This is a genomic window from Pseudidiomarina sp. (assembly GCF_048268165.1).
GTDB lineage: Bacteria > Pseudomonadota > Gammaproteobacteria > Enterobacterales > Alteromonadaceae > Pseudidiomarina.
The window spans coordinates 116,474-129,097 of the sequence record NZ_JBLWWA010000003.1; the positions used below are offsets into that span (position 1 = coordinate 116,474).

At 48.7% G+C, this 12,624-nt stretch carries 11 protein-coding genes; 5 read left to right on the forward strand and 6 right to left on the reverse strand.

Going from position 1 to position 12,624, the window contains the following annotated elements:
* The first annotated feature begins 14 nt into the window (after positions 1 to 14).
* Both ACN0UY_RS08870 and ACN0UY_RS08875 read left to right on the forward strand, forming a co-directional pair.
* Positions 15 to 653, forward strand: a complete 639-nt coding sequence (locus ACN0UY_RS08870) for a TIGR01621 family pseudouridine synthase (protein ID WP_417666313.1) — start codon at positions 15 to 17, stop codon at positions 651 to 653.
* A gap of 101 nt (positions 654 to 754) precedes the next feature.
* Positions 755 to 2,047 (forward strand): amidohydrolase, encoded by a 1,293-nt coding sequence (locus tag ACN0UY_RS08875; protein ID WP_417666315.1) that lies wholly within the window; start codon positions 755 to 757, stop codon positions 2,045 to 2,047.
* 37 nt (positions 2,048 to 2,084) lie between these two features.
* On the opposite strand, the gene ACN0UY_RS08880 is transcribed toward ACN0UY_RS08875, so the two are convergent.
* Positions 2,085 to 3,740, reverse strand: coding sequence for a fatty acid--CoA ligase (locus ACN0UY_RS08880; protein WP_417666317.1), 1,656 nt, complete (start codon positions 3,738 to 3,740; stop codon positions 2,085 to 2,087).
* A 52-nt stretch (positions 3,741 to 3,792) separates the two neighbouring features.
* Complete coding sequence (locus tag ACN0UY_RS08885) at positions 3,793 to 5,316, reverse strand: carbon-nitrogen hydrolase family protein (RefSeq protein ID WP_128352774.1); 1,524 nt, start codon at positions 5,314 to 5,316, stop codon at positions 3,793 to 3,795.
* A gap of 129 nt (positions 5,317 to 5,445) precedes the next feature.
* Here ACN0UY_RS08885 and ACN0UY_RS08890 point away from each other — a divergent pair, with 129 nt between their 5' ends.
* A complete protein-coding gene (locus ACN0UY_RS08890) occupies positions 5,446 to 6,771 on the forward strand; it encodes a Na+/H+ antiporter NhaC family protein (protein ID WP_128352773.1) in 1,326 nt (441 codons plus the stop codon).
* Here the strand turns inward: ACN0UY_RS08890 and ACN0UY_RS08895 are convergent.
* Genes ACN0UY_RS08895 through gmk form a run of 4 tightly spaced genes read right to left on the reverse strand, consistent with a single transcriptional unit; the run spans position 6,768 to position 10,244 of the window.
* Entirely contained in the window at positions 6,768 to 7,160 is a 393-nt protein-coding gene (locus ACN0UY_RS08895) for a Rid family detoxifying hydrolase (protein WP_128352772.1), read from the reverse strand. The genes ACN0UY_RS08890 and ACN0UY_RS08895 overlap by 4 nt on opposite strands.
* A gap of 2 nt (positions 7,161 to 7,162) precedes the next feature.
* Positions 7,163 to 9,277 carry a bifunctional GTP diphosphokinase/guanosine-3',5'-bis pyrophosphate 3'-pyrophosphohydrolase gene (gene spoT / locus ACN0UY_RS08900; RefSeq protein WP_417666320.1) on the reverse strand — a complete coding sequence of 705 codons (2,115 nt, stop codon included), beginning with the start codon at positions 9,275 to 9,277 and terminating at the stop codon, positions 7,163 to 7,165.
* A gap of 5 nt (positions 9,278 to 9,282) precedes the next feature.
* Positions 9,283 to 9,558 carry a DNA-directed RNA polymerase subunit omega gene (gene rpoZ, locus ACN0UY_RS08905; RefSeq protein ID WP_128352770.1) on the reverse strand — a complete coding sequence of 92 codons (276 nt, stop codon included), beginning with the start codon at positions 9,556 to 9,558 and terminating at the stop codon, positions 9,283 to 9,285.
* A gap of 44 nt (positions 9,559 to 9,602) precedes the next feature.
* A complete protein-coding gene (gmk, locus tag ACN0UY_RS08910; protein ID WP_417666322.1) occupies positions 9,603 to 10,244 on the reverse strand; it encodes a guanylate kinase in 642 nt (213 codons plus the stop codon).
* A gap of 81 nt (positions 10,245 to 10,325) precedes the next feature.
* On the opposite strand from gmk, the gene ACN0UY_RS08915 reads away from it, so the two are divergent.
* Positions 10,326 to 10,919 (forward strand): LemA family protein, encoded by a 594-nt coding sequence (locus ACN0UY_RS08915; RefSeq protein WP_417666324.1) that lies wholly within the window; start codon positions 10,326 to 10,328, stop codon positions 10,917 to 10,919.
* 15 nt (positions 10,920 to 10,934) lie between these two features.
* Entirely contained in the window at positions 10,935 to 12,581 is a 1,647-nt protein-coding gene (locus ACN0UY_RS08920) for a M48 family metallopeptidase (protein WP_417666328.1), read from the forward strand.
* The last annotated feature ends 43 nt before the right edge of the window (positions 12,582 to 12,624 follow it).

Here is a 12,624-nt window from a genome sequence, read left to right on the forward strand (position 1 = left end):
GCAAGTATAACGGCATGCGTGAGTTAACCATAGTGTTTCACCATCCAGATTTCTATGTGCTGGATAAACCCGCCGGTGCGCCTATGCACGCCAACAACGACGAACCCAGTGTTGTGCATCAGCTCAGCGAGCACATGAACGAGCCACTGTGGCCCGTGCATCGGCTTGATACGCCCACGTCTGGCGCCCTTTTGGTAGCACGCAATCAAGCCGCTGCAGCTGCCTTAAGTGAGCTTTTTGCTGAGCGCGCCGTGCAAAAATTTTACTTGGCCATTAGTGTCGGTAAACCCAAGAAGAAGCAAGGTTTGGTAAGTGGCGACATGCAGAACGTGCGTCGCGGCAACTGGCGGCTGCTGCATACCCATGACAATCCGGCACAAACCCGATTTATGAGTTACTCGCTGAAACCTGGTTATCGTTATTATGTTTTAAAGCCGATTACTGGGCGCACCCACCAGTTGCGCGTGGCCTTAAAAAGTTTAGGCGTTCCCATATGTGGCGATAAACGCTACGGCGGTGAAGCTGCGCAGTATTTGCATTTGCATGCCTGGAAGTTACAGTTCACCTACGCCAATACGGTAATCGATGTTGAAGTACCGTGGCCCGCTTACGAGCATTTTCTAGATTTGCCCACCACCATTTCGACGTTTTAACTTACCTGCGCGATATTCGACCAAGGTGTAGCTTGGCATTGTGGTGGAAAAAGCGGCATACTCATTGATACACATCGTTCCAAACCCAAAGGGATCACTTCATGAAACGTACAGCAATTAGCTTGGCGCTCGTCGCCGCAGCCAGCTCGCTTTTTGGCGCCGCCCAAGCACAAGAACCCGTTAAAATTAATGCGCAACTTGAACAGAAGATCATCGAGTGGCGTCGCGACTTGCACCAACATCCAGAATTAAGTAATCGCGAATTTCGCACTGCAAAAGTAATCACGGCGCATTTAGAAGAGTTAGGCCTTGAAGTTCAAACTGGTGTTGCCCATACCGGCGTTGTTGGCCTGCTGAAAGGTGGCAAACCCGGCCCAACCATAGCGCTACGCGCAGACATGGACGCCTTACCGGTTGTGGAACTCACCGATGTACCGTTCGCGTCAAAGGCGGTGTCTGAATACCGCGGCAAAGAGGTTGGCGTTATGCACGCATGTGGGCACGACTTACACGTGGCCATGTTGATGGGTGCCGCCGAAAAATTAACAGCCATGCGTGACCAGCTTGCTGGAAACGTTGTGTTTATCTTTCAGCCCGCCGAAGAAGGTGCGCCTGCCGATGAAGAAGGCGGTGCAGAGCTGATGTTGAAAGAAGGCTTATTCAAGCAATATGCTCCTGAAGCCGTGTTTGGTATTCACGTATGGTCTGCTGGTAACACCGGTGAAATTGGTTATCGTGAAGGCCCATTAATGGCCTCTTCTGACCGCTTCGAGATTAATGTGAAAGGCCGCCAAACCCATGGTTCACGCCCTTGGGGTGGAGTTGATCCAATTGTCGCTGCGGGTCAGATTATCAGTAACACGCAAAGCATCATTTCTCGCCAAGTGGATATCACCAAAGCACCTGCAGTGGTGAGCTTCGGCATTGTGGAAGGCGGCGTACGCAACAACATTATTCCAGATGAGGTCTACCTGGAAGGAACCATTCGTAATTTTGACATGGGCAATCGCGCACAGATTTTTGAAAATCTGAAAACCACCGCAGAAATGACCGCAAAAGCGAGTGGTGCTGAAGCGCACGTGCACATTGATGAAGGCTACCCAGTAACTATTAATAACCCGGAACTAACGCGTCAAATGCTACCAACCATGCAACGCGTCGCTGGTGCGGATAACGTGAAGGTGAATGCCTTAGTTACTGGCGCAGAGGACTTTTCATTTTTTGCTCTTGAAGTGCCTGGGCTATTCGTGTTTTTGGGAATCACGCCTGAAGGTCAAGACCCAGCTGAAGCACCAAGTAACCATTCACCGTACTTTTACGCGGACGAAGATGCACTTAAAGTAGGTACCGAGCTTTATGTGAACTGGGTGTTTGACTACGCCAACACCAAGTAAGCAAAACACTCGTTAAGACACAAAGAAAAAACGCCCTTTATTGGGCGTTTTTCTTAAGCATTTCTCGAATCACTTTCTTATCAATTTTCCCGACGCTGGTACGTGGAATTTCATCCACGACTTTTACCGTGTCTGGAATAGCCCACTTCTCAATTAATCCTTCATCAATATATTGCTGCATGTGCGCCACGACCGCTTGATAGTCAACTTCAGCGCCAGCACGAACGGTCACTAAAGCGTGTGGACGCTCGCCCCATTCATCATCGGGCAAACCAATAACCGCCGCTAATTCAATATCCGGATGCTTACTAATTAAATTTTCGATGTCTAGCGATGATACCCACTCGCCGCCGGTTTTAATCACATCTTTAATGCGATCACGGATCTGTAGCGTGTAACTACTATCAATGGTTCCAACATCGCCAGTGTGCATCCAACCATTTGCCCACAGCTCTTTACTTTTATCCGGTTCCTTCAAGTACCCTTGAGTCAGCCATGGCGTACGCACCACAACCTCACCCATGGCTTCACCATCGTGCGGTAAAAAGCGCCCGTTGCTGTCAATAATACGCATATTCACAAAGGGTACCGGTCGGCCAGTTTTAATACGTTCAGCAACTTGCTGATCATGGCTGAACTCCGATGCATTGAGCGGCATCCAGGTTGTGCTCAGCAACGGACAGGTTTCTGACATGCCGTAACCGGTATAAATTTCTATACCCCGTTCTAACGCTGCACTTGCCAACCCAGCGGTTAATGCGCTGCCGCCTATCAATACCTGCCAACCGCTGAAATCGATGGCCTTGGCTTTTTCGCTGCTTAATACCATCTGCAAAATAGTTGGCACACAGTGCGAGAAAGTCACCTTCTCGGTCATGAACAGTTTCAACAGTGTCGCTGGCTCGTAGCGTCCCGGATAAACCTGCTTTAATCCCATCATGGTCGCCACGTAAGGCACACCCCATGCATGCACATGAAACATCGGTGTTATTGGCATGTACACGCTGGACGACTGCATCAATTGCATGTTGTCATTCATTGACGTGGTGGCAGCCAAGGTCATGGTGTGCAACACCAATTGACGGTGGGAGAAATAAACTCCTTTCGGATTTCCGGTGGTGCCGGTGGTGTAAAACGTTGTTGCGATTGCGTTCTCATCAAAATCAGGGAAATCAAATTCGGGCAACGCTTTACGTAATAATGCTTCGTATTCACCAACTGTTTTAAGCGGTGCTTCGCTGGGGGTATCTGAATCACTTAATTGAATGAATTTCTCAACCGTCATGAGTTCATGCTTAACTTTCGCCAATAACGGCAAGAAGTCGTCATGCGCCAGCACCAGTTTGTCTTCGGCATGATTCATGGTGTACACAATTTGTTCTGGGGCCAAACGCACGTTCACCGTATGCAGAACCGCACCAATCATTGGAATTGCGAAGAAACATTCCAAATAACGTGGCGTATCCCAGTCGAGTACAGCAACCACATCGCCGGCTTTCACACCCGCTTCTGTCAACACGTTAGCAAGACGGCACACACGCTCATTAAATTCACGATAGCTGAAACGCTGGCCGTTGTTACCCCCTACAATTTCATTGTCACCACCGTAACGCTGGCTTGATAACAACAATTGCTTAATGAGTAACGGGTACTCGTAGGCGTCTTCCGTCGGTTTTAAGAGTTTTACCGGCATAATGGTTCCTTGTTGTTCTGTATTCTTGTTATGTATTCTTGTTTTTATTGTTCTACCACTTTCGTGTCACTTCATAAATATCGGTGCGGCGATCCTTCAGGTTCGTGACCGACCCTTCATGATGTAGGTAACGCAATTCATCTAAATTGAGATCAGAGAATATAAGTTGCTCCGTGTTGGCTGTCGTTTCAGCCAAGATAGCATCGTACGGAAACGCAAAGTCGGACGGTGAGAATACTGCCGACTGCGCATACTGCACGTCTAAACTTTCAACCTGCGGCAAATTACCCACACTGCCACAAGTAACCACGTAACATTCGTTTTCTACGGCGCGCGCTTGTGCACAGTGACGAACACGTAAATAAGCATTGCGCGTATCGGTCCAAAACGGCACAAACAAAATTTCTAAGCCTTCATCGGCCATCAGACGACCCAGTTCAGGAAATTCCACGTCGTAACAGATCAGGATGCCAATTTTGCCGGCATCGGTATCAAATACCTGCACATGATCGCCACCTTCAATGACCCAATCGCGTTTTTCATGGGGCGTAACATGAATTTTGCGCTGCTCCTCAATGGTGCCGTCACGACGGCACAAATACGATGCGTTATAAATCACATCGTCTTCATTGATGGGCATCGACCCAGTAATAATATTGACGTTATAGCTCACCGCCATTTGCGACATTTCACGTTTAAAACGTTCGGTGAACCCGGCCAAGAAGCGAATCGCATCCTTTTGCTGGCTCTGGTCGGTTAAACCCATTAACGGAGCATTAAAGAACTCAGGGAATACCGCAAAATCGCTTTGATAGCTTGAAATGGCATCAACGAAGTATTCTACTTGGCGCAGCATTTCTTCAACCGAGTCAATTTCACGCATTTGCCACTGTAGCGCACCCACACGCACATTACGGATACGTGATCCGAGAATGTTATCGGAGGGCTCATACAAGAAGTTATTCCACTCCAACAAGGTGGCAAAACCTACCGAGCGTTTATCTTCAGGTAAGTATTTACCCAGCAAGCGCTTCACGGTGAAATCGTTAGCGAGTTGGAAGGTTAAAATCGGGTCATAAATTTCACGACGATGCACGGCCTCAATGTATTGCCCTGGTGTCATTTCATCGGCGTATTTATGGAAATTGACAATGCGACCACCGGCCAAAATGGCTTTTAGGTTTGATTGTCGGCACAACTCTTTACGCGCATCATAAAGGCGTCGACCGAGACGATAGCCGCGATAGTCCGGATGAATCAGTACATCCAAACCGTAAATCGCATCGCCTTTGCGATCATTAAGAATATTTTCCCGCGCATCCATCAAATCATCATAGGTATGCGGGTTACTGAAGCGTGCGTATTTAACTTTCACCGTTAACGCAACGCCCACCAATTGCCCATTATCTTCCAGGCAAATTTGTCCTTCTGCGAACTCATTGATTAATTTTAAAATCGTGTGTTCGCCCCAAGCGCCACCAATGTCTGGATAAACTTTATCCATTAATGCTTTTAACTGGGGGTAATCGTCTTTGCGAAGATTACGCAACTGTAAATGAAGTTCATCCGGGCTCATAGACATCCTTTGGTGTTCTGTGTACAACTTGAATAAAGGTAAGCGTTCTACGCGGTGCTTGCAACGTCAAGATAAGACATATAAACTTCTGGACGTCTAAATAACAACATAACCATTGCAAGGAATTTTATGACACAGCCTGCTAGTGCCAAGGCCCTACTGCCTCTTGGTTTATTTCTTACGCTGTTTCTTGGCACCGGGATCTATTTCCAACAAGCGGGTGTCGACTATGCGTTTTATCAACTCGCCAGTCCTGTTGCTATTCTACCAGCCATTATATTGGGCGTGTTGTTGAGCAAACAGGCGTTCGAGCAACGCATTGACACCTTTGTAGCAGGTGTGGGTGAACGCAACATTGTCACCATGTGCATGATTTACCTGTTAGCTGGCGCCTTTTCCACGGTGGCCGCGGCTACAGGTGGTGTCGACGCAATGGTGGCATTAGGCCTAAACATCATTCCGCCACAATTTTTATTGCCTGGCTTATTCATTATAGCTGCAGTGGTCTCAACCGCTATGGGCACATCAATGGGTACACTGGCCGCGCTCGCACCCGTTGCACTTGGCTTGGGTGAAGCTGCGGAAATCGACTTGGCCCTGCTAGCAGGGGTTTTAGTCAGTGGTGCCATGTTCGGTGATAACTTATCTTTTATTTCTGACACAACCATTGCCGCCACGCGCACACAAGGTTGTGAGATGAGTGACAAATTTAAAGCCAACCTTAAAATTTCATTACCAGCTGCCGCCATCACCATTATTTGGTTACTTACCTATGATACCGGCGCAGTGCCGCCTAAAATTCCTGAAGCGAATTTGTGGTTGAGCCTTCCATATTTCTTCATCATTGTACTCGCCGTAATGGGGCTGAACGTATTTGCTGTGCTCACTCTGGGTATTATTCTAGCGGCTGCTTTTGGTATGTTCACGGTTGGCTACGAATGGGTGGCATTTAGCAAAGACGTGTACGAAGGCTTCACCAGCATGCAAGAAATCTTCTTGCTCTCGCTACTTATCGGCGGACTGTCAGCACTCATCCGTCAGCAAGGCGGTTTGAAGTTCTTAGCCAATACCGTCAGCGCAGTCACCGGCCGTTTGTTCAAACATAAACAGCAGCGGGCTGCGTTTGGTATCGCCGCGTTAACCGGGCTCACCAACTTCGCCGTTGCCAACAACACCGTGACCATTTTGCTATCCGGTGAAGTCAGCAAACGCCTAGCCGAAGAAGGAAATCTCGCGCCCCGCCAAAGTGCCAGTTTGCTGGACATCTTCGCATGCGTTGTGCAAGGCGCATTGCCGTACGGCGCGCAAGCTTTGTTAATGGGCGCTAGCTTCGGCCTTTCGCCACTCGAAGTAAGTGTTCACACAGGCTATTGCTTTATTTTAGCGGGTGTTGCTATTGCGATGATCGTCTGGCGCAGACCGTTAGAGGCCCGCACCAGCGAAGCCGTTGCTTAGTTGGTGCTAGGTATCTCCATCACACCGTCAATTTCTATTTGCGCGCCCTTTGGCAAGGCTTTTACGCCAATTGCGGCGCGCGCTGGGTATGGCATCTCAAAAAATTCTGCCATCACTTCGTTCACAATCGGGAAGTTGCCAAGATCAGTCAGGTAAATCTGAACTTTGATCATATCTTGCAAGCAACCGCCCGCAGCTTCACACACTGCAGTTAAATTCTTAAATACTTGTACAGCTTGCGCACGAAACTCTTCGCTCACGAACTCCATGGTTTCAGGCACCAATGGAATTTGGCCAGACAAGTAAACCGTTGTACCTATTTTCACAGCTTGCGAATAGGTTCCAATAGCGGCAGGTGCTTTTTCAGTGCTAATGATTACTTTTGACATGGTTACTTCCTTAGTCGTGATACACGCTGCACATTCGGCATTTTCCGAATGTGGCGAATCACATCGGCCAGTTGTTTTCTATCGCGCACACTCAGTGCGATATCAATGTAATAAATATTGGCATCAAGCTCTTCAGTTTTCAGACCATGAATATTGCAGCCCGTACTCGCAATTGATGCCGTCAATTTAGCTAAAGCGCCTTGGTGGTTCACAATTTCCACCCGCACTTCAGTCGTAAATTCTGCGTCCATGTTGGTTTCCCACTGCACCGGGAAATAGCGGCCAGGCTCATCTTCATAGCCGCGCACGTTTTTACATTCACGGCGGTGCACAACCAGCCCCTTACCGGGACTTACATGGGCAATAATATCGTCGCCAGGAATGGGTCGGCAACATTTTGCAAAGCTAACCAGCAAGCCTTCGGCACCACGAATGGCTAACGTGGATTTCGCCATCGATGCAGCTTGCTCGTCTTTGAGTTGAGCCAGTTCCCCAAGTAATCGTTTTGCGATGGCTATCGACATCATATTGCCGAGGCCAATTTCACGCAGCAGTGCCGGCACGTCGTCGAGCTTCACTTCTTTAAGCACACGTTTGAAGTCTGCTGCAGGAATCTCATCATAGTTCACGGGGCCCAAAGCTGCGCGTAACAAGCGTTCGCCTAAATGTTCCGCTTCGCGTGACTCTTGGCCTTTCAAGTACTGGCGAATCTTAGCCCGCGCTTTGCCGGTAACCGCAAAGTTTAGCCATGCAATATTTGGCCGAGAACCGGGAGCCGTTTTGATTTCGACGGTTTGCCCAGTTTCCAATGGCTTGGACAACGAATACACCTTGTGATTGACGCGCGCACCAATACAGGTGTTACCGATATCGGTATGCACCGCATAGGCGAAGTCAACCGGTGTAGCGCCTTGCGGCAACTCAATAATGCGCCCTTCTGGCGTAAATACATAAATTTCTTCAGGGAACAGCTCTGACTTCACGTTTTCGATAAATTCAAAGGTGTTGCCCGTGCTTTGTTGCAGTTCAAGCAAGCTCTGCATCCAGCGGCGTGCACGAACCTGTGCGGTAGTGCCGGTACTCTCGTCAGTTTTATAAAGCCAGTGAGCCGCAACACCACGATCCGCCATTAAGTTCATTTCTTCGGTACGAATTTGAACTTCAACGGGTATTCCATGTGGGCCTTTTAACGAGGTATGCAGCGACTGATAACCATTCGACTTTGGAATAGCTATGTAATCTTTAAAGCGCGTTTCAATGGGTTTATATAAGTTGTGCAACGCACCGAGAACGCGATAGCAGGTATCGAGCTCATCAACAATCACCCGAAACGCGTAAATGTCCATCACTTGCTCAAACTTCAGTTCTTTGTCGCGCATTTTGTGATAGATGCTGTAGAGGTGTTTTTCGCGGCCAAGCACACGCGCTTTAATGCCAACGTCTTTTAAACGTTTTTCAATTTCTTCTTGCACCCGCTCAACCAATTCACGTCGGTTGCCGCGGGCCTTTTTGACTTCTGATTCAAGTAGTTTTGCACGCCACGGATGCAAGGCATGAAAACCAAGCAGCTCAAGTTCATTCTTGATATCGTGAATACCTAAACGATGGGCAAGTGGTGCGTAGATTTCCAGCGTTTCGCGGGCAATTCGGCGCCGCTTCTCCGGACGCAAATGCCCGATAGTACGCATATTGTGCGTGCGGTCGGCTAACTTGATTAAAATCACCCGGATGTCTTGCACCATCGCCATGATCATTTTGCGATAGTTTTCAGTTTGCAGCTCTTCTTTCGAATGAAACTGCAACTTATCCAATTTAGACACACCTTCAACCAATTCGGCGACGGTGGAGCCAAACTGTTCAGCAAGGTCTTCTTGAGTGTATTGGGTATCTTCAATCACATCATGCAGCAACGCCGCCATGATGGTTTCGTGGTCGAGCCGCATGTCAGCCAATAGGCCTGCAACTGCCACAGGGTGGGTAATATAAGGTTCGCCACTATGGCGTTTTTGTAGCTTGTGTCCGTCGGCGGCTAATTTGAAGGCCGCAGCAGCGCGCTCCACCTCTTCTGGTGGCAAATACTCAGCTAGCTGTTGCCTGAGGCCTTCAAACAAATACACCCGATTTACTCAAGCCCACGAATTGCGTCAACCGCCGCCATTTCTTCGGCGTCTTTTTGCGCCATTTCAGTACGCTCTTCAGCGTCTAAACGCTTCGCGTCAATAAATCCGCCTTCAATTTCGCGCAGGGCGACAACTGTGGCTTTTTCATTGTTCTTCCAAGGTACCAAAGCTTCTTTGCCTTGGGTTGCCAATTGGCGAGCACGACGTGCTGATACCAGTACTAAATCAAATCGGTTGCCAATACGGTCAACAGCATCTTCTACAGTTACGCGAGCCATGTTTACTCCAACTATGTGCAAAACGGGTCAGGAATTATACGGATTTACCCGCCATTCGCCAAGAGATCTTTGAGTTTAGCGGCATGCCGCACTTGTTGTAATCCTAACTTAAGCCGCTGCGCAAATACAATATGCTCAAGTTGTGCCAACGTTTGCTCAAATTTGTCGTTGACCAACAGGTAGTCAAACTCATGATAATGCGACATTTCCGCCTTAGCTTTTGCCATACGCGAGCGAATAACTTCGTCGCTGTCCTGCCCTCGGGCGCGCAAGCGTTGCTCAAGAATTTCAAGGCTTGGTGGAACAATAAAAATTGACTGGGCACTTGGGTGCGCTTCGCGAACCTGACGTGCACCTTGCCAATCGATATCAAGAAACACGTCAATGCCTTGCGCTAAGGTCTGTTCAATGTAAGTACGTGAGGTACCGTAGTAGTTACCGAACACGTGTGCCCACTCGTAAAATTCGTTATTGGTGATTTTGTCTTTGAATTGGCTTTCGGTAAGAAAGTGGTAGTGCTCACCGTTAACTTCACCAGGGCGCGGTGCACGGGTAGTACACGACACAGACACTTGCATGCTGTCATGGCTATGGCGTTCCAGCAACGCACGAATTAAACTGGATTTACCTGCCCCACTTGGAGCAGCCAAAATAAACAAGTTGCCGTTGGCGATTGGTGTTTTCATGAATAATTACATTGATTGGCTTGCTAATAACGGCAAAGCATAGCATGTTGCATAGACAAATAACTAGAGCGGAGAAACGGGATGACTACAGGCTGGATTATTATTATTGCAGTAGTAGTGTTGCTGGTTTACTTAATTGGCATCTACAACAAGCTAGTACGCTTTAAAAATCAATTTGAAAACGCCTTTGCGCAAATTGAAGTGCAACTGAAGCGTCGCTATGACCTGATTCCTAACTTGGTTGAAACAGCAAAAGCTTACTTAACCCACGAACGTGAAACATTAGAAGCCGTTATTTCGGCACGTAACCAAGCTGCCGCGGCATTGCCGAGTGCGGCAAAAGATCCAACCAACGCGAGCGCCATGCAACAACTCGGTGGCGCCGAATCGGCATTGGGCAGTGCACTTGGTCGTCTGAACGTGGTGATGGAAGCCTATCCAGATTTAAAAGCCAACCAAAATATGATGCAGGTTAGTGAAGAGTTAACCAGTACCGAAAACCGCGTGGCATTCTCGCGCCAAGCGTTTAACGATGCGGTGATGACCTACAACACCTATCGCCAGTCATTCCCGCCAGTGGTTTTTGCAAGCTTCTTTGGGCATAGCAAAGACGCCAACTTGCTTGAATTTGCTGACAGCGCCGAGATTCAAGCCGCGCCGAAAGTTAATTTTTAAGGCGAGTGATTAAGTATGGTTAATTTTTTTGAACACCAGCAGCAGGCCAAGCGCAATACCGGCCTGCTGGTTGTGCTGTTTCTGCTTGCCTTTACGTTGATTATTGGCTTTGTTGCGGTGGTTACTGCCGCTATTTTTGGTGGCGTTGCGGTGCAACAAAACGGCGAATACCAATTCAGTTGGGAGCCCATAGCTTGGGTGGTACTGTTGGTTGGCGGTGGTATTTTACTGGCAATGTTGTTTAAGTGGCTCAGCCTTAAACCCGGTGGCCATGTGGTTGCTGAAAGCTTAGGCGGGGAGCGTATCTCGCCGGATACCACAGACCCATTGGAGCGACGTATTCTTAACGTCGTTGAAGAAATGGCTATTGCTGCAAACATGCCGGTTCCGGCGGTTTATTTGCTTCCCAATGAAAGCAACATCAATGCTTTTGCAGCCGGTTATGAAACCAAAGATGCAGTAATCGGCTTAACCCGCGGTGCAGTCGAAACCTTTTCACGTGAACAACTGCAAGCGGTGGTCGCACACGAGTTCAGCCATATTTTGAATGGCGACATGCGTCTTAATATTCGCTTAATCGCGGCACTTGCAGGAATTCTGCTGATTGCGCATGCGGGCAGAATATTCCTCCATTCGGCGCGTTTTAGCAGCGCCCGTAGGCGCGGTAACGGCAATGCGTTGCCGCTGGTGGGCTTAGCGCTATTTATCATCGGTTACATTGGTGTGTTTTTTGGCAATTTAATTAAGTCCGCGGTAAGTCGACAGCGTGAATATTTGGCTGACGCAGCTGCAGTGCAGTTCACACGTAACCCTGAAGCATTGTCCGGAGCGCTGCAACAGATCGGCGCACGCCAGCATGGTAGCCGCATTGCCCATACCAACGCGGACGAGACCGCCCACTTGTTTTTTGGCCAAGCAATGAGCTCGTGGCTGACCTTGATGGCCACGCATCCACCGCTGGATAAACGCATTAAGCGTATTCAACCCAGCTGGAATGGCCGCTACCCACAACCCAAACAAGCCATGGCCCAGTCTGAAACTGAACAGCAAGCCAACCAATCGCAACCATCCGCGTTGAATCGCTTAGCGATGTTAGCGTTGCCAGCATTGTTACTTGAGCGTGCTCGGTCGCCACAACAGGCGCCGCAGTTTATTCGCGATATGGTAGTGGGTCAGCTATTCGGTGAAAGCCACCCGAACTTAACGGCACTGACACCAGCGCAGCAATTGGCATTGGTTGAACTTTCAATACCTGCACTACGCGTCGCAAAAGACTCCGACCGGCTCGCACTGCTGCAAGATTTGGAGCGCCTTGATCAAAGCGACGACTTGTTTCATTGGTGCCTGTATCAACTGCTTGCTCGACAACTAACAAAAGATAAGCGATTTCATGTGAAGCTCGATAACGCTGAAGCATTCGCAGTAACGGTTGTTGCCTTGAAAAGGGCCGAGCAAAAAGAAGCTATCGACTTTCGCCAACTTGAACAGGCGTTAAATACCTGCAAGAGCTGGTCACCACGCGCCAAACAGCCATTGGTGGAAAAATGGGTTGAAACTGTCACGGCAGACCAACATATCTCAGATACCGAGCGCAAACTTGTTGCCACTTTGTGCGCCTGCATTGAGGAACCCCTTCCCGATGAAATGCTGAATAACGCGTAGCAGCGATCGTTTCGCTGAGTTATTCCGTATTGCCATCACCAGA